This window comes from Caballeronia pedi, assembly GCF_001544915.2.
Classification (GTDB): domain Bacteria; phylum Pseudomonadota; class Gammaproteobacteria; order Burkholderiales; family Burkholderiaceae; genus Caballeronia; species Caballeronia pedi.
In genome coordinates, this window is sequence record NZ_FCOE02000004.1 from 275055 (window position 1) to 298661 (window position 23607).

Consider the following 23607-nt stretch of genomic DNA (forward strand, 5'->3'; position numbering starts at 1 on the left):
GGGCGAAGGTGGATGGAGGGCGCGAAGGCGATGAGCTCGTCGCGTGTCTCAGTCCTACGGCATGGGTACGGCGAGCTTATGAGGGACAGTTCTATGAATTACACGCGGTGCGTCTCAACGAGTTGAACACCGAAGCGCTCGAGCGTATCGGCGCGCTATACCGGATTGAAGAAACGATCCGGCGGAAACCTCCGAGCAGCGCTGCGCGGATCGCCAGGAGCACTCGCGGCCGTTGCTCGACCGATTCCATGCGTGGCTCGTAACGTCGCCGGAAACGCTCTCGCGCAAATCGGCTACGAGCGAGGCGATTCTCTACGCGTTGAACCGGTGGGAAGCGCTCAGTCGCTGTTGTGAGGATGGCCGGGTCGAAATCGACAATCTGCCCGTGGAGCGCGCATTGCGCGTGTGGCCATCGGTCGGCGCAAATATCTGTTCGCTGGAGCAGCCTCCGGCGGCGAACCTGCTGCCGCAATTCATAGTCTCGTTGGCACCGCAAAACTCAACGGCATCGATCCGGAGACTTATCTGCGCTTTGTGCTCGCTCGCATCGCTGACCATGCGATTAACCGCGTCGACGAACTCGCCCCGTGGGTCGTCACCGGTCAATTCCGACGCGCAGTCTGACCATCACGATCTCGAGTCAAGACGTCGCTCACGCTGCGCTTACGTTTCTGCACCCTGCTTCCGAAAGTGCCGGCTCGACATGATCAGTCGCTGCAAGCGCATAAAATCAGCTATCACAATGGTCTGTTATATCCGGCCGGTGTTTCGAACCTTCCCCAAGGACGTGGAGAAGGATCGTTGAAGCGTTGAAGCTACTCGGTCACGACCTGTGTCGCCGTTTGCTTCGGACGAAGTGCCGGAATGTGATTTTTCACTGCCGATAGCGATACCAGGACCAAAAGCATCGCGCCCCCAAGCATTGTCAGATACAAAGATGCTCCGCCAACAGTGATGACGACTGCTCCGGCAAAGGCGCTAAGAATCGCTCCAAGTCGGCCAAATGCAAGAGCTGACGCGGTTCCGGTGGCACGCACTCGCGTCGGGTATCCGCTGCTGAGCAAGGCCTTTCAGGAAATCAGGGTGGTTGAGGCGTTGCCGGCGCCGCCGATCTGCATCGTGCAACGCATCGGGCTGCCGTTGACGCCGGCGGCGGAGTATTTCTGCACGCTGGTGCGCCGGATCAGCGGCTGATGAAAGCCGCTGCTGCATGGACGAGGCTTGGCTATCGCATTCAATGAGGATCAAGGGGCCAAAGACCGTGACCTAACATACGCTTTTCGAGCGGTGCAAGAGCAGACAGGCGAGCCGAGCGTCGGCAGTTAGCAGCCGCTGCCCGCTATTCGCAGCGGGCATCTATCTTTCTCAAAGATGCTTCGAGACGAGCAACTGGAAGAACATGACCGGGTAGCGCAGCGGCCAGAACAACAGCATTCCAAGCTTTGCGCGCGACACATTGCTCAGAGTGTTGTAGACGGGGTGCCACTCGATCAAACCGCGGAGGACGATCCGATTCAGGGCGAACCCGAGGATGAGATATCCAAGTATCGCCATGAACGGTGAAACGATACGCGCATGGGAACAAAGGTTGATCATTACCACAAGAACGACCAAACAAACCGCATAGATTCCCATGCCCTTGCCGGTGGTCATTGCTGGGCGGCTGGACTGGCTTTGAACATCGGCCATAGCTACTCCTTTTTTATTAGAACGGCAACATTGCCTGTTGGCGTTAACGGCGCGAAGCGGGCATTCTTTAAGTGTTTCGTCTGTGATTGCTCGCGGAGGAGCAGAGTAGTCCGTCCCCTCTCTGAACTGCTGCGGCAGGCTCCGTCGCAATGTCTGTGAGACAGAAAGCGACCCGAAGCTGCCGGTCACAAGGAAGTAAATCGAATGACAGCAACGAAACGTGAAACTGTCATAGCGAGCCTTCGGCTGCGCACCCGTCTCCGATTGCGAGCATGTCATAGGCGCCAACAGACCCGGTATTGCGAAGGATGGTCTACACAACGCGCTTTACGTCTCCGATTGATTGAAGCAGGCCTTGCTGGAGGTTAAAAGTGCGAACGGTGCGCGTGGTCCGCCGATTACACTTAGCGCGTTGTTCGCCGCCCGGGCGCTCTCAGGCAATAAGGGCGCTTACTGGGTTTTGCAGAGCTTCTCAGGCATCGGATGGTCAACTGCGGCATCCCAGATGCCCATCGCATCGGTCACGGCCTTCTCGATGACGGCATGCCGGACACGATCGCGGGCGAGCACAGACAGTCCCTGGAAAAAGCAGTCCAACGCGATCGACAGCGATACCGAATCCGTGTTGCTGCGCAGTTCCCCACTCTTAATGCCGCGTTCTACGCAGTCGCGGAAGCCGGCGCGTGTGCGCCTGCGCACCTCTTGAAGCAACTGGGTGACGGCTTCGCTGCCAGTGGAACTGGCTCCGACAACCCCCAGCGCGACCATACAGCCTTTCGGGTGGCCGCTCTCAGTCTGCATTCTTGCCGACCGGAGTAGCGCCAGGAATACACCCTCCCGTGGCGGAAGCGAAGTGTCACGGAGACTACGGGTCAGCTTGCCGTAAATCTCCATGTATCGCTCTAGCGCCTCCTTGTACAGCGCCTCCTTGGACTCAAAGGCCGAATAGAAGCTGGGCGCGGAGATGCCCCCGCCGATCGCCGCCTTCAACTGCGACAAAGACGTCGATTCATAGCCATGTTCCCAGAACAGGTGCATCGCCGAAATGACCGCCGCATCCCGGTCAAACGCACGTGGCCGACCCCGCTGAACCATGAACATCTCCGTCAGTCAAAATATATATACTAGTCGATACACAATATTTGAGCAAATCGCTACTTGCAAGGTTACGCACATCGCAGCGAGCCGTTCCAACACGATGGTTGACACGGCCTTCCACGCCCCTTTATATTTGTACCAGTCGGTATGTAAAGTAAGAGTAGCGCGGGGTTCACCAAGCGAACCCCGCATTTTTTTCTTTATTTGTGTATCAATCGGTACGGAAACAATCAATGTCTAAAGAACTTGAAGCACGCCTCGACGCCATCGAAAGCCGCTTTGCCATCGATGCGCTAATCGCTAACTACGCCGAGGCGTTCGACACCATGAACGTCGAGCTGCTGGCCACTCTCTGGCATTCCGAATCGCGACTGCTCCTAGGCGCGAACGGCAACTCCGACGGCCTGAAGGCCATCCTGGCGCAAGCACGCATCAACATGAAGCGCATGCCCCACATGCATCATTGGATGGCGAACGCCCTGATCACGGTGGACGGTGACAACGGCCACGGGCTGGTGGCGGCGGACTGTCTTTTTTACGACGTCGATCAGGGCACACTTCAAGTGAGCGGCCAATACCGCGACGTCTATCAGCGACGCGAAGGCCGCTGGGCATTCCTCGAGCGCACCTTCACCATGCACTACGCCACGCCGCTCCAAAATTGGCACCCCATCACAGGAACGGAACGCTTCGGCCGCCCGGCCTGACGCGGTCCGCAGCCGTCGAGACTTATGCATATGACAACCTCTTCCACGCGTCGATGGTCCGCATTCGCGGTGTTGCTGGTGGGTGCATTTCTGCCTCCGCTGGACTTCTTTATCGTGAATGTCGCCCTGCCGTCCATCCAAAGTACCCTCCATACGAGCGCTGCAGAGCTGCAACTCGTCATTTCCGGATACGCCGCGGCCTACGCGGTCTTCCTTATCACAGGAGGACGGCTAGGCGATCTCTTTGGCCGGCGGAGGATCTTCTTGATCGGCGTTACGGGCTTCGGCCTGACATCGGTGATCTGCGGTCTCGCACCGTCACCCGCCATACTGATCCTCGGGCGTGTGCTGCAGGGCCTGAGCGCTGCCGCCATGGCGCCGCAAGGACTTGCCTCCATTCACGCCCTGTTCCCAGAGAAAGAGCGCGCGCGCGCTTTGGGCCTCTACGGCGCCGCGGTGGGACTCGCCGCCGTAGCCGCGCAGGCGCTCGGGGGTGCGTTGATCTCTGCGAACATCTTTCATCTGGAATGGCGCTTCATCTTTCTTATCAACTTGCCCGTCGTCGTCGCCGTCCTGATCTTCGGGCCACAGTTGCTACCCGACGCCCGCGGTGACAACCCGGCACCCGTCGACCGGATCGGGGTGCTACTCTGCGCGCTCACGCTGGGCCTGCTCATAGTGCCCCTGGTTGAAGGGCGCGAGCTTGATTGGCCGTGGTGGGCCTGTGCAATGCTCGTCGCGTGCCCCGTCGCTGGGGTAGGCTTCTTCCGATATGAAATGGCATACGCCCGCCGAGGCGGCGTGCCCCTAATCAGCGTGGAGCTGATACAGAGGCCAGGCCTGATGAGCGGGCTTACGGGCGTCCTGTTCTTCTACGTCGTCTCTGCTTTCTTCCTGACATTCTCCGTCTACCTCCAGGGGGCACTTGGCATGAGCCCATTCGAGACAGGGCTGATTTTCCTGCCTTTCGGGGTCGGCGCCTTCGTCGGGCCACTGACCACCCCGCTGGCCATCCGCCTCTTCGGAGACCACGTCCCCGCCATCGGCATGATGCTCGAGGTCGCCGGCTGCGCACTCCTCGCCGCCCTTGTGGCTGGCGCGCCCGGACAGATGCCGGCTCAATTTCCGCTGATCGGGGCGGTAGCACTCTTGGGATTCGGTCAGGGCTGGGCGCTGCCGACGCTGGTGCGCTCGGTTATCAATCGCGCACCGACGACCGGTTCCGGGATGATCGCGGGAATTACGAATTCGGCGTTGCAAATCAGCGCAGCACTGGGTGTCGCGGTCATCGGCGGCGTCTTCTTCAGTGTCGCGGGGACTTCGCCGGATCCGGCGACCCTGGCCAGAGCACTGGTCGTCGCAATGATGTGCGTCGGCGGCAGTCTGACCGTTTCCGCCGTCCTGTCTATCGTCGCTTCAAGATCGAGCGTTCATGCCGCTGCAAGGACCGCGCCTCATTAAGTCCAGCCTCCATCACTCTCGTCGACTCGATTTGGACGCTCGCCTGCTGACACGCTTGCGCGATCATGGCTCCGAACGCGAATGTTTCGTATGACGAGCACGAAGGAGCCGGAATAAAAGCGCCTAAATAAATCTGTCGCTGCCCCTTGGCCCGACTGAAGGGAGTCAAGCAAGCGGCTGGTATCAAGGAGAACGAGCCGTTCGGATGACGGCCTCGCGAGAGAGCCGACCGGCAGAAACTGGCCGTCTATCGCCTAATGCCGGTGACCGAGGCTGGCCCTTGCTTGGTGTCTTGGAGGAAGGGCAACTGGTCCTGTCGGTCGAAGCGCGGCTGCGGTGATGAGTGCCTTGAAGGGCTCCGCTACAGGCTAGACGATCGCTTGCCGCTGACCGTGTGCTGCGGGTAAGCGGTTAGGCAGATCGCCAGAACCTCGGCCCGGAGCCAACGATGCGCCGGGTCATGATCAAGGCGCGGGTGCCAGATCGCCGAAACATTGAACGCTTGTGTCGACACCGGCAGTTCGAACCAGTGCAGTCCATTCGCCGCAGCGTGATTCGGCGCGAACGTGTTGCCCACGCAGGACTGCGGGATGACGGCGAGCAAGTCGGACCGGCGAGCAACCTGCATCGCGCTGCCGTACGACGGCACCGTTATGGATACCTTCCGCTGCAAGCCATGAGCTGCCAGCGACACATCTACCGCGTTCGATTCTTCTCCAAGCCGCGCAGTAAGGACGTGACCTAATTGCAGCCATTTTTCGAGTGACACGCCGACGCTACTCACAAGCGGATGGTCAACGCGGCACACGCCCACGTATCGGTCACGAAACAGCAACCGAGTCAGCATCTCGGGAGCAGAAGTCTTCACGGTGCCGATCTCGAGGTCGATCTTGCCGTCTCGCAGCGCTTGGGCGTCCCAGTCCGGCTTGGGTGTGAAACGAATCTGAACGCCGGGCGCCGTGCCATTGATTTGGTCCATCAGCGCGGCGCCGAGAAGATCGATGAATCCTTCGCCAGCTCGAACGACGAAGCGCTGCTCCAGAGTTGCAGCGTCGAACCGGTACTCTGGTGGCTTCAGTAGAGCCTCCGCTTCGCGGGTCAAGGCGGGAAGACGCTCACGCAACTGCTCGGCATGGGGCGTAAGGACAAGCGAGCGGCCCGCCTGAAGTAGTAACCGGTCACCCGTGGCTGCCCGTAAGCGTGCGAGCGTACGGCTCATGGCCGAGACACTCACGTGCAGACGCCGCGCCGCTGCAGTGACACTGCGCTCGCTTAACAGCGCGTCCAAGGCTGTAAGAAGATTGAGGTCAACGCGTGACATCGATCCAGCATATCCGATTCGGGATAGGTATGGCGCGTCGTGCAATCATGGATTGCAGGTAAGGCGTCTGGTGCAACTCAGGCTTCGGTTTCAAAATGAAACCATCGCATCGATCTACCAGGAGGAGCATCGTGTCTCACGCCACTACCCCTGCTTATACCCCACAAATTTTGATTGTCGGGGCTTCGCGCGGTCTCGGCTACGCCATGGCCGCAGATTTCGTGAGGAAAGGGTGGAATGTCATCGGCACGGTCAGGGCCGGCTCCCACTCCGGCTTGCTGCACGCTTTGGCCGATGCAAACCCGCGCAGGATCGAAATCGAAACGGTGGACATCACATCCCTCGACGAGATCGAATCGCTGCGAGCGCGCCTATCGGATCGCACGCTCGATATTCTGTTCGTCAACGCTGGCACGACCAACCCCGAACCGACGCAGACCATCGGCGAAGTTTCGACTCAGGACTTCGCCGACCTGATGATCACCAACGCACTCGGTCCCATGCGGGTTGTCGAACGCCTGTCAGATCTGGTTCCTGCGGATGGTCTGATTGGAGTCATGTCGTCCGGGCAAGGCAGCATCGCCGACAACGAGTCCGGGCAGCGGGAAGTCTATCGTGGCAGCAAGGCGGCGCTGAATCAGTTTATGCGCAGTTTCGCGGCGCGCCAGCCTAGAGAGCGCGCGCTGCTGCTGATGGCGCCAGGATGGGTACGCACTGAACTGGTGGGCCTGATGGGCGACTCGCGATTGAAGAAAGCGTGCCCGGCGTCGTCGATGTTCTAGTGGAAAAGCAAGGACGCCCCGGCCTGGAGTTTCTCGACTATCGCGGTAACACCGTGCGGTGGTGAGATAAAGATGCTGGATCGCTTTTGACAGACCGGCGCGGGGCTCGAGCGTAGCGAGGTCTGACCTTCGCCAGCGTCGCTTATCGCTGTGCAAACTTGCGGTTGAAATGCGCGTTTGGCGCGCCGGTGCCTCTCCAGGCGTAACGGTCGGTGTGTATTCATCTTGGACGAGGTCAAGTCGTCTTCTACGCGGGAAATGCCTCCGTCCAATATGCAGATTTTCTCGACCGTCGCGTGATCATGCATTGCCGGTATCCTGGCCGAATCGTATCGGGGGCATCACTCGTTCAAGACGCCCTAGCGCGATCGCGCCGGAATTCTCCGGCTGACAACCAGACCGCCGAAATAAGGAAGTACACGGCACCGACGCCGGCGTAGCCTGCTACTTTAGAAATGGCCAGCGTGAGCGGCGCGGGTGCAAGCGCGATGAAGAGGAACCCTGCAAGCGCCGACTGCGCGCCGCTGAGGATCATCGCCCATTGCGCGCCGAATCGTTTCCAGCGTCGTAACGCAGTCGCGAGTTGAAGCAGTCCCGACAGAACGGCCCAGATGCCGAATACGCTCAGAACCCACGTTGTGTCGGTCTTGAGCGCGACAACGACCGCGGCAGTCGTGGCTGCGCTGATCGCGACATTGATCATCTGCGTCCGGTTGTTCCGACTTCCACCGCTTCGCGACATGTCGACATAGTTCGCAAGCGCATCCCACGCGGGGTAAATGACTAACAGCACGGCTGCGCTCGCCATCGAATGCAAGCCGACCGCGAAGGCCAGCGCAACCCAAACGACTGACACCGCCGTTCGCGTGAAGTAATAGTGTTTGAGCCAGCGCTCGCCGCTGACACGCGTTTTATCGGGAAATGGATAGTCGGACATGCTTGCTCCTTGCGAAGATTGACTTAAGGGTCACGATGACCGACAGATTCGCACCTCGCGCGCACGCCAGGTATCGGTCGAATGACCGATACGAGGTAAAAAAGCGCGCTCGCGTATAGTGAGCGCATCTCCGTGCACCCCTCTCGCTGACATCCTATGACCGACCAGCAAGCCGGCCGTCCCCTGTCGCTTGTGTTCGATTGCATGAAGGCGTTAGCCTTCATCGGCGACTTGAGCATGGGACAGCCGACCGACCACTCGCCCCGCACTGCATGGCTCGCCGCGCATCTCGCACGTGCAGCCGGTCTCGCGACGGCGGACGCCGACGCCGTGCGCGAAGCGGCCTTGCTGCGCTGGTCCGGTTGCACGGCGAATGCGGCGGGTTTCGCGCACACCTTCGGCGACGACGTGGCATTTCGCCGTGCGATGCTCGAAGAGCATCCGGACTGGGCCGAACCGCTCGAAGCGCTCGGCGATGCGGGTGCGGCGCTCACGCCGCTCGCCGTGACGCACTGCGAGGTTGCGGGAGAAGTGGCCCGCATGCTAGGGCTGTCGCGCGCGACGGAGACGGCGTTGCGTCATATCTTCGAGACGTGGGATGGACGCGGCTTACCTTCGCATCTTGCGGCTGAGGCCGTGCCTGTGCCGGTGTTCATCGTCTCGCTGGCAGGCGATCTAGAGATCTACAGCCGCGTGTACGGCGTGGATGAAGCGCTCGCAAAGATCGCACAACGCGCGGACGCACGCTATCCCGCCACGCTCGCGGAGCACGCGAAGCGCCACGCGGTGCAATGGCTCAAGGCGCTCGATTCCGCTTCGCCTGCGGAGATTGACGCGGCGCTGCTGACCGAGCACATGCAGCAGACCACTTCGCCGGAATTGATCGCGGACGTCATTGATTTGAAACTTGCGTGGATGACCGGCTTTTCGCGAACGGTTGCATCGACGGCATCGGCGGCGTGCGCAAGACTCACGTCGCAGGTCGAAGCGCACACGCGCGTCTATCACGCGGGACTGATTCACGGTATCGGTCGCGCGTCTGTGCCTAACGCCGTGTGGAATCAGGCGGAACGCCTAAGTGCGAGCGCGTGGGAGAAGGTGCGTCTCGTGCCGTACTGGACGTCGCGCGCGGGACGGTTGGCGGGCGCCATCGGCGAAGCCGCCGAGGTCGCATCGTATGCATTTGAACGACTCGACGGCTCAGGCTATTTTCGCGGCGTGCGTGATCCGGCAATCGGTCTCGAATCACGAGTGCTGGCGGCTTCCGTTGCGTGGGTCGCGCTCCGCTCGCCGCGCCCTTGGAGAGCCGCGCTTGCGCCGGACGATGCCGCGCATCGCTTGCTCGATGAAGTCGCGAACGGCCGTCTAGATGGCGATGCGGTCGATGCGCTGCTCGCCGACGCCGATACGCCAGTACGACGCGAGGTAAATCACGCCTCCGCCCGTGTGCCTCTCTCGGTGCGAGAGATCGAAGTGTTGCGGGCGATTTCGCGCGGCGCGAGCAACAAGGAAGCTGCACGCGAGCTTACCTTGAGCCCGAGCACGGTGCGCACACACATCGAGAGTATTTTTCGTAAGCTTGAATGTTCAACGCGCGCAGCAGCGACGCTGAAGGCGTCGGCGATGGGGTGGCTCTAAACCAGCGAAATCGCATAGTTTCCACGCGACTACATCGAGGCGAAACCGTCGATGGCGGGAGGGGGGGTGTAATGTCTGGGGCGATTTGGCTTGGGACCGACCGTTCCGTCGAATTTTTGCATCCACAAAATTCTAGTTGGACCCGTTACTCGTAAATCTTTGATTAAAATAAGAAGTGTTCTTTGCTTTCGATGAATTTGCTTAAAAATTAAGCAGAAAAAATTGAAAAAACTTGCTCGCGCGAGCGGCAGGTCAATGGGTTCATACAGCGCGACATCGCTCGCATTTGGAGAGAGAGGTAGTCATGGCGCGTCCACGAACGCCAGCCAAAATCTTGGAGATGCGCGGCTCGTACAAACGGAATCCGAGCCGGCGGCGTGAAGAGCCAGACGCTTCCGGTCCGCTCGGCGATCCGCCCGCGTATTTTTCTGGCGCCGAGCTTGCCGCATGGAACGACATCGCGAGCGGCGCGCCGCGGGACGTGCTCACTGGCTCCGACCGCATTACGGTCGAGCTCGCCGCACGGCTGCTAGCCAATTCGCGTGTCAACTGGGCGGACTTCACGGCCGCTAAGCTGGCCCGCCTGGAGGCCATGCTCGGAAAGTTCGGAATGTCGCCCGCCGATCGATCGAAGGTGGTGGGTGGCGGGAAAAGGAACGGTGACAACCCGTTCGCTCAATTGCTCGAATAGACCATGGATCAAGAACAAGAGATTGCACGGCTGCGCGCACTCGTCAATTATGCAATCGTCTCGATGGAGGGCGCGAGCGTGATGCTCACGGCCGCCGAGGCCATTCGACAGGCACCTCTGCGCGAGATGTCTGATGCTGTAGTCGAGGTTTTGGAGACAAGTGGGAAAAAGCTCCATGAAGCCCTCGGCGATCCGCCAACGCTAAATTGATGCATTCAACTACCCTTTCTTAGCGCGCTGACCTCAGCTGCGTTGGCCCCTGATGGCCGCGATCAGCGGGCTGTGCCCCGGGGGGGGAATTCGGAAATCTGCGAAGATCCGAATCAGAACGGACCGTTCCGTCAAATTTTCACACCCGCGAAATCGAAAATTCAAAAGTTGAACCTCGACCCCTGTTCCGTAAGGAGACGCGGTGGCGAACTTGTCGGATTTGCTTAAAAAATAGGCGCATTGAAAAATGTTTCTTTGGAACGAACCCTCCCAGGTAACGCGTATTGCACTGGGTGATTTAAAGCCAGCTGAAGACGAGCGGATTGGCGATTGATCCGCGTGAAACGGGCCGTCCAAGTCGACCCGTCACGTTCTCATGGTTTTCACCGATTAAGCGGTTTCGACTGCATGCCGACATCGCGTCTGTCGCTGATGCCAGCGAAACGATCGCTCGATAGGGGAGACCTCATGAAGGAAGTCATCGCCGCGCTGATCTGCGCGTCGGTCATCGTTCCTGTCATCGCAGAGGCTCGCGGTGGCCACTATGCCGGCGGTCACGGCTCATCGCACAAGGGCGGCCACTACAAGAACGCGCGCACGGGCGACCACTCCGAAACGCGGCACTGAACTCGCGCCGTCGGCGGCACGCGCCGAAGCGTTTCTCTGATCGCAACTCAAAAAATCAGAGATCGGTGTTGTCGGCTAGAGAGCATGTGCCGAAGATTCGCGGGAGTGCAGTGCATCGCGCTCGCCCTCTCGAATTTTGGCCCGTCCTCGCGACGGGCTTTCTTTGGCTTGCAGCCCGGCGTCGTAACATCGAGATAAATGCGTCTGCATGATCACGCGGACCGGGTGTTTGCGATGCCCGAATAGCCTAGCGCGTCGGTTCGCAGCCACCAGACGCTTGGCAATCGGCGAAAAATTGCGGTGGTACGATGCGCGAATCCGTGAATCGCCGCTTCGGTGGAGGGACCAATGACCGATCAGGAAGTATTCGCAGCGCTTCGGGTCATGGCACGGACGCATCGGCCACCGGTGACGCTTGAGAACGCGCTCCACAAGCACGTGCAGGCGCTGGCCGCCCTGCAAGGAACGATCGACGACGATCTTTACGGAAAGCTCGTCGACGTCGGTGTCATGCTCTGTGGCGTCTACGATCGCAGTTCCACCGAACAGGCACACCCGCTCCACGCGCTGCTTCAGTCAACAGATAAACCTGCAGCGACTCCGGAAGGGCTTTGAGTTCGGACCACCTCACCAATCGGCTGATCACCTTTTGCCAAGACGACCGCGGCGGCATCGTCTCTCATCGATCGGTTAAGAGCTTCTGATATTTCTTGTGAAGCGAAGCAAACTCTCCCCAAGATAAGCCCGAGACTCCCAGCCCAATCCCGCTCTTAACAATTTTTCCCCAAAAGAAGACGATCCGCCCCTTCGAGTCGTTATTGATCCCCTTCTCTTCCTGGTCTCACGATTTCACGATTTCACCTTGATGTTGAAATCCTTGATCCCGGGATGGCAGCGCAACTCCGTCATTCGGATGTTGTCCGGCTTGGGTCCCATGTTCCCCGAGCTGACAGTCGTCCCGTAGTACAAGTGCGGCGCGTCACATTCGTCCTCCACCGTCGCGATGTCCACCAACAGATCGCTTAGCTTGCGAGCGATTTCGGACCGGGAAGCACGAGGTACTTGTACCGGTTGACGATGTCTCACAAATCGCTTGCGGCCGACCTGAGCCCCGCTGCTCGCAAAGTGGGCATCTGACGCTTCTCGCCAAGGAATCGGCCTTGGCGCGGTTCTCGCGCTTTCTTTGGCGCGCTGGGTTTCAAATTCACGCAACGGTGCAGATCCAAGAAAAGCACATTGAGGCATTGAGGCATGGGTGACGAACATGAGGGAACGCTCGCTCACGCCGAGGACGATCGCCAACAATATGGCGCATATCCGCACGGCGCTCGAGGGAATGGGTCGTCGACCGTTCGCTGATCGTATGAGCAACGCAGCCGTCGGCATCGCTGGAGCAAGTCGGAGCGGCACCAAGCGGCGGCTCTCACCTGAGGAAGCGCAGCAATATATCGCCCGCGCCGAGGCGATTGACGCAGGTGTGGCTATGGTCCTCAGGCTTCAGATGGAGTTCGGTCGTCGCGCGCAGGAAGCGGTTCGCTGTGTACCGTCGCTGCCGGATTGGAGTCGGGTGCTGACCAATGCGGCAGGCAACGGCATGGTCACCATCGTCCACGGCACGAAGGGAGGGAAGACACGACGTTCTCCGGCTCTCGATGGGAACGATGCTGTCGAATTGGTGCATTCCGCGCTGGATCTGGCGTGCCGCTCGAACGGTCGTTTGGTGCGTAAGCCGGATCTCAAAAAAAGCGATGGAGCGATACCACTATGTGGTGCGGAAGGTCGGCTTGGCCGGCGAGATTGCACCTCACAGCCTCGCTACGCATACGCCTGCGAGCACCTTCGAAGGCTCAAGGGCTCGGCATCAGTCGACGCGAAGCCGCTGCGGGCTTGTCTAAGTGGCTCTGTCACGGCGACGGGCGAGGAACATAGATCGAGACGGTGTACGGCAAGCAGGCTCTGGATGAGGGGCATCATGCATAAGCACCTAAACACGCTCCCCCTCGTTGGCCATTCGCGCTGGAGCCGGATCGCTCGGTTCGTTGGAGTGTCCCGGGAGACCTAGCGCAAGATGTGCAAGCCGGGACGCGCTCCAAAGCCAATCCGGCTGTCAACTCGGTGCACGGTGTGCCTAAACGTGGAAGTCGAGCGGTATCTGCAATCGCCGCTTGAGTATAGGGCGGCGGGTAGCTGAATCGCTTGATGGTCGTGCCCGACGCAATCTATACTCAATCTATTCAGAATCTAATCGGGTTGAGAATGGCACGCGCCAGCGCTGTCGAGACTAAAAAGCTACAGTTGACGGTTGATTTGGCGACAGATCACGTTATTGGTGAAATCGTGTCGCTTGGTCTTCACGGAACCAACAAGGCCGAGGTAGCGTGTTCGATTATCCGGATGTGGCTTTGGGACAATCAAGGGAAGCTCCGCGATAATGGCATCAATTTGCGGCGGAAAGGCTCATCCCAGATTGAGAACGGGGGCGGTTGATGGCTCGGTATCGTCAGCTAGCGAGGGCTCCAGTTCGTGAGGCGCTTATCGATTTTCGCTTTGAGCCCGCTGTTTCACTCGATGTGATTGACCGGTTTGTCGAAAAAATCCGAGACGCATACGGCGAAAAGTTGGATCTATGGGAAGCCGTGTTTGGCCTTGATAGCGATGAAGGCCGCATGTCGACGCATCAAACCGGACCGCGTGCAGTCGGACGTCGATTGACGTCAGCCGGCGAGCGGACTTTCGTCGTCCAGGCGCGAATAGCGGGCTTCACGCTCAGCCGCCTGTACCCGTATGGAAGATGGGAAGATTTGAAGGGGGAAGCGCAGAGGCTTTGGGGCTTGTTCGTTAAGGAGACGGGCGCCGTTACCGTGAGCCGCATCGCGGTCCGATACATCAATGAAATCGTGCTGCCGCTACCGTTTGACGATTTCGCGGAGTTTTTGACCTGCCCCCCACAGGTTCCACCGGCGCTTCCTCAGTCGATAACCGGGTTTTTGTCGCGGGTCACAATCCCTGAGGCTGAGTACGACTGCACTTCGGTTGTTACTCAACTGCTGGAAGGCGCTCCGAATTTTGGTCCGAACGGAGCATCAGTGACGGTGGTGTTGGACATTGATGTATGGCGAGAATGCCGAGTTGCGCCAGAGCAATCGCAGCACCTTTGGGACTGCCTTGACGTGCTTCGAGATCGGAAAAACAGCATGTTCTTCGAACACATTACCGAAAAGACGGCCGAAATATATGAGCACGATCGCACTTGACCCCAGATATCATAGTGGCAGCGCTAACCTCTCATCCCCAGCGGTTGGCGAGATTGCGAAACGGGTAGGCAAAATTACAGCGAGCGCCGTGGACACGATCAAAGCGCGAGCGACGCGCCGTTCGCATGTCTTCGAAGATCTCCAGTCGTTGGCAAATGACAATGGTATGGAGGTTCAGCAGGAAACGGCGATGGTGCTAGCTCAGCGATTTCTGCTTGCTCTTCCATTGAATCTCCCGACTCCCGAACTTTCGCTAGATGATGACGGAGATGTTTCCCTTGATTGGCTGGGCACCAGAGGCGAAATGTTGACGGTTGCGCTTGCGGGCAACGGTCGGCTCGCATATGCAGCGCGTTTCTCCTCTTCAGACAGGGATCACGGAGTTAAACGATTCGTCGATGAAATTCCTCAAAGCGTTATCCAGATTCTGCAACGGTTTTCGCGCGCCTGACAGCAAGCAACGCGAACCAACTCAGACACCAGCGGCACACGCCTTTGTCACTGAATCTGGAGACGTTGCTCGATTCATCTTCGACAAGCGCGACCTTTTTGCGAATGGTTCACCAAAGCCGAAGCTGTTTCAGCCAATGTGGGATGAAGAGACGGCAAGGTTCGAAACATCCGTCTGCGGACTCAACAATGTATCGGACAGCCGGCTTTGGGAGTTGGGTTCGATGATTCGGGCGAAAGAAGGCAAAGCGGCGATTGGAGCGGCAATGCTCGCCATGCCTCAGATAGCCTCTGCCGGCCTTGCCTGTGAGCCTTGGCCAATGCCCGACTATCCTGAGCATGGCGTCATATTGGGTTGGAGCGTCGACGAAAAAGACGCCCGGCTGAGTGCTCAACAAGACTTGGTCTCAGCAATAGCATCGGCTCGCGTCAAGAGAAAATCGCAAACTTGATGACGGGTCAGATCGTTTTTTTGGTGCACGTTGAGGTACACAAAATTTCGTTCATGGCCTATCAGGTGCGCAGTACTTGGGTTCCACTCCGAACTTTCCCTTCTGCATCGAAACAGTTCAGGACGCTCTTCGACACCAAAGACCGGGCATTCACGTTTCGCCGCTATTCGGGCGGTTTCGGCGGCGCGGTTACTGGCTGGTGCATCTCGTCTGCCGCGAAGGTACGGCCCTGCATCCTAGTTGAAACGAGAGGCGTGAGCCATGATATCTGGCTCACGCTAGGCCGAGCCGGCATCGACGGATCGGACGCAGCCGCAGGCGTAGCCCTTAATTCGTACACTAGCGCGTCCGAGTTATGGCTCGAAAAGACAGATCGCGATACGGATGTGGTAAACCCGGATCCGAATGACACGCGCGAGCCGGTGTATTCGGGAACGCCGCCTGAATCGATCGTCGCGCCAGCGTACACGTCGCAAGCAGGCAACGGGTTGCGCAAGGTTTGAAGGTATGCAAATTAAGGCAAGTATGCTTCAAAATTGGAGGCCTTCGACCACATCGATCCCGCAGGCAGCAAACTTCGCCGCAAAAAAAACACCAGGACCACGCGACTACATGCGGAAGCGGCTCGTCACCCTACGGGTTGCGACATCCGCTGCGGGCGGGTTAAAGAAAGAAATATGGCTGCCGATATCTAGCGTGATGAGGACTTCAGAAGCGGGCTCCGAAGATTCGGAGCTGTTCAAAACGCGCCAAGCCGTCGTCGCCAGCCATTTACCGAGTTTGGCGAGTGTTCGAGTGATCGAGGCAATCGCACCAAGCAACACTAGCTTCAGCGGGACGTGAATCTTCTGCAAAGAGAGACTAGATCCCCAGCACAATCATGCAGGATAACGGGCCGAATCAGTTTTTAAAGGATTCGAAGGTTGATGAATACGTTAGAAGTAGTGCCGGATCCCATCTCTTTGATGGAATCGATGCGGGCCGTGGGCTACTCCGTTGATGCCGCAATTGCTGATCTGATAGACAACAGCATTTCCGCGGGCGCAGAACGGATCGATATCGAATACGACGCATCCGACGATCCATTCGTCGCCATTTTGGACGACGGCGTGGGGATGGAGCCAGGCGAGTTGACCAATGCCATGCGTCATGGCAGTCGAAATCCGGCGCACGAACGCCATCCGAGCGATTTGGGTAGATTCGGCCTAGGGCTTAAGACGGCTTCACTTTCGCAATGCCGAAGCCTTACCGTCATTAGCAAGGTGCGCAAAGTCATAAGCGCCAGACGCTGGGACTTGGACGTCGTTCAGCATTACGGCCGATGGCTCGTGGTCGTTCCTGAAGACACCGAGCTTAAGAAACTGCCAATGTTTCGCCGTTTGATGGAGCTGGACTCAGGAACGCTTGTCGTCTGGCAGTCACTGGACAAATTAACTGCCGGTGCGCTCGATCCGCAGCAGGAAATGACGATTAAGCTGTCATCGCTGCGTGAACACCTAGCCTTGGTCTTTCACCGCTTCACTCAAAAGGAAGCCGGATTCGAGCCCGTCCGGATTTCAGTGAATGGCTTGCGTCTCCCGCCTCGCGACCCGTTCCTCAAGAGCAACATGTTCCGTCAGCCACTCGAGGGACAGATAATCAGACATGCGCGGGGAGACGTTCAGGTCACGCCCTACATTCTTCCGCCCGTCAGAAATCTGACCGCGGACGAGATAGATCTCTCCGGTGGCAACGAAGGTCTTCGCGGCACGCAGGGGTTTTATATTTACCGAAATCGGCGGCTGGTGATCTGGGGAACCTGGTTCAAGCTTGTGCCCAAGGAAGAGTTCTTCAAGCTGACCCGCGTGCAGGTCGATATCCCGAATTCCTTCGATGATCTTTGGGCGCTTGATATAAAAAAATCGGTCGCCTACCCGCCTGACGTCATCAGAACGCGTCTCAGGGAGCTCATCCCTCATTTTGCGAACACGAGTAAGAGAACACTGACCTATCCCGGCCGCAAGCGCAACGCAAAGGACTTTGTCCCGCTCTGGATGAGAGTTGAACCGTACCACGGCGCTTTCCGCTACGAACTCAATGTAACCCATCCGGCCATAGAGGCGCTTTCGTCGAGGCTCGATAAAGACGATCAGAAGTCCTTGTTCGCCTTGCTGGGACTTTTCGGCGACGCGTTGCCGATGGAAGCCATTTACGCGGATATGTGCGCCGATCACCGCAAGAACGACGGTGCGCAGCTGATTGCGACGCTGATCGAACACGCGACCAATCTGCTCGAAATCACCGGGCTGGACGTCGAGCAGGTCTTGATGATCGACCCGATCGTCCGTTATCCGCAACACCACGAGAAACTTCGAGAGGAGCTCGACAAATGAACAGCGATCCGTACTTGATCGCCGTAGGCATCATTGGCCAGAGGGAACTCACCGACGCGCTGCTCAATGACGTGATGAGCATGCTCCCGAAGATCGTTCCCGACATCGAAGCCGAGGTGCTGGTGAAGATCCGTAAGCAGCTGGAAGCGACGATCGGCGTCAGCATGGTGGCGGGCCAAGGAATAGTCGACCAGAAGCAAGAACCATGGCTCGAGGACGCCAAGTCGTCCATCCAGTGGACCTACTGGAATGCCTATACAAGCGAGTTGAAGTCGACCGGTTTCAGTCAGAAGGTCGTTCGCGTTCTCGACGAGGATACCGACAACATCCTCGACGCTTGTGGTAATCCGAACGCATCATCCACCTGGCGAATGAAAGGTCTTGTGATGGGCGACGTCCAGTCCGGCAAGACCGCAAGCTATTGCGGTCTGATCAACAAGGCCGCCGACGTCGGCTACAAGTTTATTGTGCTTCTTACCGGGATGATCGAGGACCTTCGTTCCCAGTCTCAGGAACGCATGGACTCCGGATTCGTCGGCCGCGACAGCCGAAAAATCCTCTCGGACGACCGAGAGAAGAAGGCGATCGGCTCTGGACGATTTCGCACCGTCTTCCCCAATGTGCTCACTTCGGTCGATTCCGACTTCCTGACCGCAAACGAAAAGTTCATGCGGGGTATCCCGCTCGAGAACATCAACGCGCCGGTCTTGCTTGTCATGAAGAAGAACAAGTCACCGCTTGAGAACCTGATTGGATTTCTCGATTCCCAGATAAAGGGCCGCGGACCGCTTAACCTGCCAGTGCTCCTGGTCGACGACGAAGCAGACAACGCATCCGTGAACTCGAAGAAGGATGAGGACCCCACCACCATCAACAAGCTCATACGGGAAGTTCTCAAGCGCTTTACCAAGTCCACGTACGTAGCGTACACAGCAACGCCGTTCGCCAATGTATTCATCAACCCGGATGGTGGTGATCTCTTCCCGTCAGATTTCGTCTATTCTTTGAACACGCCGAGCAACTACATCGGCGCGGGCAGCATCTTCTCTGACGAGGGAAATCACCAGTATCAGAAGCAGGATATTCTGGATGCCGATCCTGCCTTCCCGTACGCGCACAAAAAGGAGTGGCAGGTACCGGAATTGCCGTCAAGCCTCGAGGAGGCGCTGCAAACGTTCCTCGTCTCCTGTGCGATTCGCGACCTGCGAGGCGAGCCACTTAGGCATCGATCGATGTTGATCAACGTGACGCGGTTCACGGACGTTCAGGATCGGATCGCGATCCTCGTCAAGGACTACATCTATGTCCTCACCGAGGAAATCAAGCAATATCTTGCAGCAGACGCGGCGTGGCACAAACACGCACGCCTGAAGCAGTTGCATGACACTTGGGAAGCGCAGTACGCCGATTGCGGTTACGCATGGGACGAGATCAGGAAGTCGCTTTACGACTCGGTTGCGTCGGTCAAGGTTCTCACCGTCAATCAGAAGAGCGAAGCCGGTGATCGGCTAAACTTCGGCGCTTACAAGAATGCGGAAAAGGGCCGACGCGTCATCGCCATCGGTGGCCTGACCCTGTCTCGCGGTCTGACGCTGGAGGGATTGTGCGTCAGCTTTTTCTACCGCAATTCGAAAGCCTACGACACGCTTCTTCAAATGGGCCGATGGTTCGGATACCGGCCGGGTTATGACGATCTCTGCAGAGTCTGGATGGACCCGGATGTGCAGGACTGGTTTGGCCACGTTGCCGACGTCATTTCCGAACTGAAGCTCGACATCCGGCGCATGCACGCCAACCGATACAAGCCGATTGACTTCGGCATGCGAGTGAGGTCGCATCCAGATTCGCTCATTGTGACGGCACTGAACAAGATGCGGAACACGAAGAATGTCGAAGTCGACCTCTCGTACAGCACAGCCGGCGCGGAGACCGCATTTCTTCCAAGAGACGAGCAAATCAACCGGAAGAACCTAGAGCATGCGATCGAGTTCGTAGGAGGCCTCGGTCACGCCGAGCGGATCGGCACTAGGTGCGTCTGGAAAAAGAAAACGGCCGGCGAAGTGGCGAACTTTCTCAATGGTCTCGACATATCGCTGATGAACATGCCATTCACGAGCGATATCACAGGGCGCGACCGACCGATAATCTCGTTTATCCGAAATAACCAGATCGCCAAACTGGAGAAGTGGGACATCTGCCTGTCTCAAGGCTCGGGCGAAGAAATACCGGAATTCTCTGTGCTGGACTGCGATGCCAATCGCATAGTCGTTCGGGCACGCAAGCGCCAGTTCGAAAAGGTTCCTGCGGGCTCGGACTATCTGAAGCTGAACAAGCAGCGCGTGGGCGACATCACCGATGAGATGGTCGACATTGCTAAGTCGAAGATTGATGCCGCGAAGCAGGAATGGGCGGAAGAAGTCGAGCGTGATTCGGGGAAGGGCAAAACGGTTCCCGGTTTCGTGTACCGTAAATACCGGGAACGACCACTATTAACCATACACATCATTGAGCCGAGCGATCCTGAGGAGCCGAACGGAGCCGCCAATGCGGCGCAGGTGTCTGGATCGGACGAAGCCGTCGATTCGGGCAAGCCCGGTGACTCAAAAAAGAACACCGCGGCGAAGAAGGATCGCATCATGAAGAGCAACGACATCAAGCCGAAGCTGCTCGTCGCTGTCGGTCTCTCATTCCCGAAGTACGAAGACCGCGACGGGGCGTCGCGTGTTCCCTATCGATTGAACAAGATCGCCTTGCGCAACATGGGACTGATTGACGCCGAGGATGGGGACGATGATGGCGACGATTGAAGATCTGTGGCGGACCGCGATCGCCGAAGTCAGTCGCAAGCCCATCGAGCCGAACGGATTTCGCCTCACGCGCATCCATCCCGAATCTCGCTTTGACATCTACGCTGGCGTCGATGAATCGGCGTTCGTCTTGCTGGCAATAGGGATTCACGCGACCCCCCCCAGCATCGCCACTGATTCGGCGTCGCTCGACTATTTCCGGCAGCAGCGTCTGGACAGTTCCTGGCTCATGGTGTTGCGGCTCCGCAAGAGGGGGCTGGAACCGGTATTCGGCAGGCTGTGTCAGGACCTTCTGGACGCCGCCGAGAGTGTTCCCGACGAGAACACACTCGTCTCACTGTTCAAAGAGCGTCTCAACCTGTGGAAGAAGCTGTTTCAGGATGGCGGAGACGGGTTTCTTCAGCAGTATAAGATCAAGGGATTGATTGCAGAACTGCTTGTGCTCGAGACACTGGTCCACGACGGAATGAGAGGCGCGAACGAAACGGTCACAGGCTGGACAGGACCGTTGGCGACCGACCAGGACTTCGTGTATTCGGATTGCGCGCTCGAAGTCAAGGCGATCGGGCCCGGCGCGGAGAATGTATCGATCTCGTCGCTCGAACAGCTGGATTGTCGAGTGCCGATGCATCTGATCCTCGTTACTCTTCGGCAAGCAGCCTCGTCAGAACCGGCTGCCATAGGACTTAACAAACTGGTCGCGCGAATCGAAGGCGCGATCGCAGGAAACGCGGATGCCTTGAAAACTTTCAAGGAGCGCTTGCTCGAAGCGAGCTATTTCGAGCACGAGTATTACGATTCGATTCTGTTTGAGCCGTTATCGATGCTGCGCTATCGGATCGCCGATGCGTTTCCGAAGCTTACCCGCGGGATGGTCCCGCTTGGCGTATCAAGCGCGACCTATGCCATTAGCCTTTGCTCAATCTCTGATTTCGAGGACGGTTCGCCCGCATGAGAGACATCAAGGAATTCCTCGAGGAACTCAAACAGATCGTTGTCCGCCGAGCGAAGGCAACAAGTTCGGTCGATACGATCGCTTTCGTTTCCGAAGTCGCAGAGCGGCTAGAAGAAGATCCGGTATTCGGGGAATTCGTTTCGGTTGAATATCTTGGAACGGGCAGCCGAAACCGGCAGCTAAAGGTGCACGGCTTTACCGAACTCGATGAAGCCGATGGCAGCATTGGTCTGGTCGTAGGCAAGTGGCTCGACGACGATGAGCCTGCCACGCTCACGACCGCCGAGGTAAATAGATTGTCGAGCTGGCTCGAAAATTTCGTGCGCGAAGCTATCGAGCTTCGGCTGAACGAGCGAATCGCTGAAGCCAACACGGCCTATGAGCTGGCAAGCCAGCTCATAGGCTATCAGAGCAAGATAAGTCGGATTCGCCTGCACATATTCTCCAATCAGACGCTTAGCACATCGTTCAAGGACGAAAAGTTAGGGGAAGTCGCGGGCATTCCCCTCGAAAGGCATATCTGGGATCTGCGCCGCCTCAAGGCGATGTATGAATCTTCCCGTGAACGAGAAGCCGTGGAAGTCGATTTAACCACCTTTGGCTCAGAAGGGATTCCCTGCATTGAAGCTGCGCGCACGGAAGAGCTGAGGTCGTTTCTTTGTGTCTTAGATGGGACGTTGCTCGCAAACCTGTTCGAGCGCTACGGCAGCCGTCTTCTCGAAGGCAACGTTCGCTCGTTTCTCGGGATGAAGGGCGGCGTGAACAAGGGCATTCGGGGGACCATTCAAGATTCACCGTCTCTGTTTTTTGCATACAACAACGGAATCGCTGCAACCGCGACCGACGTGACGATCCAGCAGGTCAACGGCAGACCGGTCCTTACCCGTCTCGTCGACTTTCAGATCGTCAATGGCGGCCAGACTACTGCGAGCATTTTGAGCGCAAGGAAGAAGGATCAATTGTCGCTGAGCGGCGTGACCGTACAAATGAAGCTGACCGAGGTCAATCGCGAAGGCGCTCATGATTTGATTCCGAGGATTGCGCAGTTTGCCAATACCCAGAACAAGGTTGCAGTAGCGGACTTCTTCGCAAACCATCCGTTCCACCGGAAGATGGAGGAAATCTCTCGCAGACTTCAGATCCCGGCGAAAGTCGGCGCCCGGATTCAAAGCAAATGGTTTTATGAGCGATCGAGAGGCCAGTTTCAGAATGAACGGCTGTATTTGACGAAAGCTAAGAAGGACGCGTTCGATCTCGAGTATCCGCCCGAGCAGTTGATCAACAAGACAGAGCTCGCCAAGTACGACAGCACTTGGGGAGAGAAACCGCATTGGGTCAGCCTCGGGGCGCAGAAGAATTTCACGAGGTTCGCGGACCAGTTTTCGAGCAAGACCGCCAACGCCAGCGAGAGCGAGCATTGGAACGCCATCAGCCCGAGCTATGGAGATGCCTACTACAAGCGGATGGTAGCCATTGCCATCCTATGGAAGCAGGCGGAGCTCGTCGTGTCGTCAGGGCGTGGAGACTGGTACAAAGGGGACTATCGGCCTCAGATCGTTGCATACTCGCTGTCGCTGTTGTTCTATTCGCTTCGACAAAAGCGTAACGAGTTCGACCTCGGAAGCGTATGGACGAAACAAAGCGCCGATTCGACAATCGAGAACTGTATTCGCGAACTGGCCATCGTCGTTCAGGATATCCTGCTCGATCCTCCATCAGGCATAACCAACGTCGGGGAATGGTCGAAGAAGGAAGCCTGCTGGGAGAAGGTGAAGCAATCTGCAGCATGGGATGTTGAATCCATCGGTCGCTGGTCCATCGACAAGGACGACTTCATGCAGGAGAAAGCCACCGCGAGGGCGCAGGGCGCGCAAGACGACGGAATCGCCGTCCAGAAAGCGGTTTTCGAGTTGACGATAACTGGATATTGGAAAGCGCTACTCGGGTGGCCGAAATGCGTACAACTGCTCGATCTCCCCGACCGCCAGTTACTGACCAAAGCTAGCACTGTGCAAGGCTTCACACGGATCAATATTGAAAGGAACTGGCGGAAGCTCCTTGAGATCAAACGATTGTGCACTGACGAGGGGTTTAGGAGCGTATGAACGATCGCCCCCGGATAAGGCGCGATTTCATGCTGATACAGGTAGCCAACG

Annotated in this window: 23 protein-coding genes and 3 pseudogenes; 20 read left to right on the forward strand and 6 right to left on the reverse strand. The window is 57.9% G+C overall.

Annotated elements, in window-relative coordinates:
- Positions 1-86: 86 nt before the first annotated feature.
- Positions 87-624 (forward strand): annotated as a pseudogene (locus AWB80_RS08410) (IS66 family transposase); the annotation flags it as partial.
- Positions 625-815: 191 nt separating this feature from the next.
- Here the strand turns inward: AWB80_RS08410 and AWB80_RS44850 are convergent.
- Positions 816-1067 (reverse strand): annotated as a pseudogene (locus tag AWB80_RS44850) (MFS transporter); the annotation flags it as partial.
- Here AWB80_RS44850 and AWB80_RS42920 point away from each other — a divergent pair.
- Positions 1027-1194 (forward strand): hypothetical protein, encoded by a 168-nt coding sequence (locus AWB80_RS42920; RefSeq protein ID WP_208635627.1) that lies wholly within the window; start codon positions 1027-1029, stop codon positions 1192-1194. The pseudogene AWB80_RS44850 and the gene AWB80_RS42920 sit on opposite strands and share 41 nt — an antisense overlap.
- A 171-nt stretch (positions 1195-1365) precedes the next feature.
- On the opposite strand, the gene AWB80_RS08420 is transcribed toward AWB80_RS42920, so the two are convergent.
- Positions 1366-1689: a hypothetical protein gene (locus AWB80_RS08420; RefSeq protein ID WP_061174177.1), complete on the reverse strand. Its 324-nt coding sequence runs from the start codon at positions 1687-1689 to the stop codon at positions 1366-1368.
- A 450-nt stretch (positions 1690-2139) separates the two neighbouring features.
- On the reverse strand, positions 2140-2784 hold the full coding sequence (locus AWB80_RS08425; protein WP_061174326.1) for a TetR/AcrR family transcriptional regulator: 645 nt from the start codon (positions 2782-2784) through the stop codon (positions 2140-2142).
- A gap of 236 nt (positions 2785-3020) precedes the next feature.
- Here AWB80_RS08425 and AWB80_RS08430 point away from each other — a divergent pair, with 236 nt between their 5' ends.
- The gene (locus AWB80_RS08430; protein ID WP_061174178.1) at positions 3021-3494 is read left to right on the forward strand and encodes a nuclear transport factor 2 family protein; all 474 of its coding nucleotides are present in this window, start codon (positions 3021-3023) and stop codon (positions 3492-3494) included.
- Between the two features lie 24 nt (positions 3495-3518).
- Positions 3519-4955 (forward strand): MFS transporter, encoded by a 1437-nt coding sequence (locus AWB80_RS08435; RefSeq protein ID WP_061174179.1) that lies wholly within the window; start codon positions 3519-3521, stop codon positions 4953-4955.
- Positions 4956-5316: 361 nt separating this feature from the next.
- Here AWB80_RS08435 and AWB80_RS08440 read toward each other — a convergent pair whose 3' ends face one another.
- Positions 5317-6276 carry a LysR family transcriptional regulator gene (locus AWB80_RS08440; RefSeq protein WP_061174180.1) on the reverse strand — a complete coding sequence of 320 codons (960 nt, stop codon included), beginning with the start codon at positions 6274-6276 and terminating at the stop codon, positions 5317-5319.
- 95 nt (positions 6277-6371) lie between these two features.
- On the opposite strand from AWB80_RS08440, the pseudogene AWB80_RS08445 reads away from it, so the two are divergent.
- Positions 6372-7123: pseudogene (locus AWB80_RS08445) on the forward strand (SDR family NAD(P)-dependent oxidoreductase).
- A 284-nt stretch (positions 7124-7407) separates the two neighbouring features.
- Here the strand turns inward: AWB80_RS08445 and AWB80_RS08450 are convergent.
- Positions 7408-7995, reverse strand: a complete 588-nt coding sequence (locus AWB80_RS08450; protein ID WP_061174181.1) for a DUF308 domain-containing protein — start codon at positions 7993-7995, stop codon at positions 7408-7410.
- Positions 7996-8151: 156 nt separating this feature from the next.
- On the opposite strand from AWB80_RS08450, the gene AWB80_RS08455 reads away from it, so the two are divergent.
- From AWB80_RS08455 to AWB80_RS08475, 5 genes are all read left to right on the forward strand, one after another.
- Positions 8152-9633, forward strand: a complete 1482-nt coding sequence (locus AWB80_RS08455) for an HD domain-containing phosphohydrolase (RefSeq protein ID WP_061174182.1) — start codon at positions 8152-8154, stop codon at positions 9631-9633.
- A 304-nt stretch (positions 9634-9937) separates the two neighbouring features.
- A complete protein-coding gene (locus AWB80_RS08460; protein WP_061174183.1) occupies positions 9938-10324 on the forward strand; it encodes a hypothetical protein in 387 nt (128 codons plus the stop codon).
- Positions 10325-10327: 3 nt separating this feature from the next.
- On the forward strand, positions 10328-10534 hold the full coding sequence (locus tag AWB80_RS08465; protein ID WP_061174184.1) for a hypothetical protein: 207 nt from the start codon (positions 10328-10330) through the stop codon (positions 10532-10534).
- Between the two features lie 468 nt (positions 10535-11002).
- Positions 11003-11161, forward strand: a complete 159-nt coding sequence (locus AWB80_RS43890; RefSeq protein ID WP_160147424.1) for a hypothetical protein — start codon at positions 11003-11005, stop codon at positions 11159-11161.
- A 348-nt stretch (positions 11162-11509) separates the two neighbouring features.
- The gene (locus AWB80_RS08475; RefSeq protein ID WP_061174186.1) at positions 11510-11776 is read left to right on the forward strand and encodes a hypothetical protein; all 267 of its coding nucleotides are present in this window, start codon (positions 11510-11512) and stop codon (positions 11774-11776) included.
- Positions 11777-12010: 234 nt separating this feature from the next.
- Here the strand turns inward: AWB80_RS08475 and AWB80_RS44855 are convergent, their stop codons facing one another.
- Entirely contained in the window at positions 12011-12466 is a 456-nt protein-coding gene (locus AWB80_RS44855; RefSeq protein WP_244206453.1) for a hypothetical protein, read from the reverse strand.
- A gap of 58 nt (positions 12467-12524) precedes the next feature.
- On the opposite strand from AWB80_RS44855, the gene AWB80_RS43145 reads away from it, so the two are divergent.
- The 10 genes from AWB80_RS43145 to AWB80_RS08525 all read left to right on the forward strand — a co-directional run bounded on the left by AWB80_RS43145 (position 12525) and on the right by AWB80_RS08525 (position 23556).
- Positions 12525-13223, forward strand: coding sequence for an integrase domain-containing protein (locus AWB80_RS43145; RefSeq protein WP_244206452.1), 699 nt, complete (start codon positions 12525-12527; stop codon positions 13221-13223).
- A gap of 137 nt (positions 13224-13360) precedes the next feature.
- A complete protein-coding gene (locus tag AWB80_RS08485) occupies positions 13361-13648 on the forward strand; it encodes a hypothetical protein (RefSeq protein ID WP_061174188.1) in 288 nt (95 codons plus the stop codon).
- On the forward strand, positions 13648-14415 hold the full coding sequence (locus AWB80_RS08490; protein WP_061174189.1) for a TIGR04255 family protein: 768 nt from the start codon (positions 13648-13650) through the stop codon (positions 14413-14415). Before AWB80_RS08485 ends, AWB80_RS08490 begins: the two co-directional genes overlap by 1 nt.
- Positions 14416-14503: 88 nt before the next feature.
- Positions 14504-14866, forward strand: a complete 363-nt coding sequence (locus AWB80_RS08495) for a hypothetical protein (RefSeq protein WP_143327995.1) — start codon at positions 14504-14506, stop codon at positions 14864-14866.
- A complete protein-coding gene (locus tag AWB80_RS43155; RefSeq protein WP_143327996.1) occupies positions 14814-15317 on the forward strand; it encodes a hypothetical protein in 504 nt (167 codons plus the stop codon). The genes AWB80_RS08495 and AWB80_RS43155 overlap by 53 nt, the downstream gene beginning before the upstream one ends.
- On the forward strand, positions 15317-15820 hold the full coding sequence (locus AWB80_RS08505; protein ID WP_061174192.1) for a YqaJ viral recombinase family protein: 504 nt from the start codon (positions 15317-15319) through the stop codon (positions 15818-15820). The genes AWB80_RS43155 and AWB80_RS08505 overlap by 1 nt, the downstream gene beginning before the upstream one ends.
- A gap of 423 nt (positions 15821-16243) precedes the next feature.
- Positions 16244-17689 (forward strand): ATP-binding protein, encoded by a 1446-nt coding sequence (locus AWB80_RS08510; RefSeq protein WP_061174193.1) that lies wholly within the window; start codon positions 16244-16246, stop codon positions 17687-17689.
- Positions 17686-20496 carry a Z1 domain-containing protein gene (locus tag AWB80_RS08515; protein ID WP_061174194.1) on the forward strand — a complete coding sequence of 937 codons (2811 nt, stop codon included), beginning with the start codon at positions 17686-17688 and terminating at the stop codon, positions 20494-20496. The genes AWB80_RS08510 and AWB80_RS08515 overlap by 4 nt, the downstream gene beginning before the upstream one ends.
- Positions 20480-21451 carry a PD-(D/E)XK motif protein gene (locus tag AWB80_RS08520; protein WP_160147425.1) on the forward strand — a complete coding sequence of 324 codons (972 nt, stop codon included), beginning with the start codon at positions 20480-20482 and terminating at the stop codon, positions 21449-21451. Before AWB80_RS08515 ends, AWB80_RS08520 begins: the two co-directional genes overlap by 17 nt.
- Positions 21448-23556, forward strand: a complete 2109-nt coding sequence (locus AWB80_RS08525) for an AIPR family protein (RefSeq protein WP_061174196.1) — start codon at positions 21448-21450, stop codon at positions 23554-23556. Before AWB80_RS08520 ends, AWB80_RS08525 begins: the two co-directional genes overlap by 4 nt.
- Positions 23557-23607: the final 51 nt, after the last annotated feature.

Excerpts from the sequence above, each read along its gene's own strand:
- AWB80_RS08460 (WP_061174183.1), top strand. The coding sequence starts at position 9,938 with ATGGCGCGTCCACGAACGCCAGCCAAAATCTTGGAGATGCGCGGCTCG.
- AWB80_RS08520 (WP_160147425.1), top strand. The coding sequence starts at position 20,480 with ATGATGGCGACGATTGAAGATCTGTGGCGGACCGCGATCGCCGAAGTC.
- AWB80_RS08455 (WP_061174182.1), top strand. The coding sequence starts at position 8,152 with ATGACCGACCAGCAAGCCGGCCGTCCCCTGTCGCTTGTGTTCGATTGC.
- AWB80_RS08425 (WP_061174326.1), bottom strand. The coding sequence starts at position 2,784 with ATGGTTCAGCGGGGTCGGCCACGTGCGTTTGACCGGGATGCGGCGGTC.
- AWB80_RS08440 (WP_061174180.1), bottom strand. The coding sequence starts at position 6,276 with ATGTCACGCGTTGACCTCAATCTTCTTACAGCCTTGGACGCGCTGTTA.
- AWB80_RS08485 (WP_061174188.1), top strand. The coding sequence starts at position 13,361 with ATGGTCGTGCCCGACGCAATCTATACTCAATCTATTCAGAATCTAATC.
- AWB80_RS08435 (WP_061174179.1), top strand. The coding sequence starts at position 3,519 with ATGCATATGACAACCTCTTCCACGCGTCGATGGTCCGCATTCGCGGTG.
- AWB80_RS08490 (WP_061174189.1), top strand. The coding sequence starts at position 13,648 with ATGGCTCGGTATCGTCAGCTAGCGAGGGCTCCAGTTCGTGAGGCGCTT.
- AWB80_RS08505 (WP_061174192.1), top strand. The coding sequence starts at position 15,317 with ATGACGGGTCAGATCGTTTTTTTGGTGCACGTTGAGGTACACAAAATT.
- AWB80_RS08525 (WP_061174196.1), top strand. The coding sequence starts at position 21,448 with ATGAGAGACATCAAGGAATTCCTCGAGGAACTCAAACAGATCGTTGTC.
- AWB80_RS08515 (WP_061174194.1), top strand. The coding sequence starts at position 17,686 with ATGAACAGCGATCCGTACTTGATCGCCGTAGGCATCATTGGCCAGAGG.
- AWB80_RS08430 (WP_061174178.1), top strand. The coding sequence starts at position 3,021 with ATGTCTAAAGAACTTGAAGCACGCCTCGACGCCATCGAAAGCCGCTTT.
- AWB80_RS08420 (WP_061174177.1), bottom strand. The coding sequence starts at position 1,689 with ATGGCCGATGTTCAAAGCCAGTCCAGCCGCCCAGCAATGACCACCGGC.
- AWB80_RS43890 (WP_160147424.1), top strand. The coding sequence starts at position 11,003 with ATGAAGGAAGTCATCGCCGCGCTGATCTGCGCGTCGGTCATCGTTCCT.
- AWB80_RS08465 (WP_061174184.1), top strand. The coding sequence starts at position 10,328 with ATGGATCAAGAACAAGAGATTGCACGGCTGCGCGCACTCGTCAATTAT.
- AWB80_RS08510 (WP_061174193.1), top strand. The coding sequence starts at position 16,244 with ATGAATACGTTAGAAGTAGTGCCGGATCCCATCTCTTTGATGGAATCG.
- AWB80_RS08450 (WP_061174181.1), bottom strand. The coding sequence starts at position 7,995 with ATGTCCGACTATCCATTTCCCGATAAAACGCGTGTCAGCGGCGAGCGC.
- AWB80_RS43155 (WP_143327996.1), top strand. The coding sequence starts at position 14,814 with ATGAAATTCCTCAAAGCGTTATCCAGATTCTGCAACGGTTTTCGCGCG.
- AWB80_RS08475 (WP_061174186.1), top strand. The coding sequence starts at position 11,510 with ATGACCGATCAGGAAGTATTCGCAGCGCTTCGGGTCATGGCACGGACG.
- AWB80_RS43145 (WP_244206452.1), top strand. The coding sequence starts at position 12,525 with ATGAGCAACGCAGCCGTCGGCATCGCTGGAGCAAGTCGGAGCGGCACC.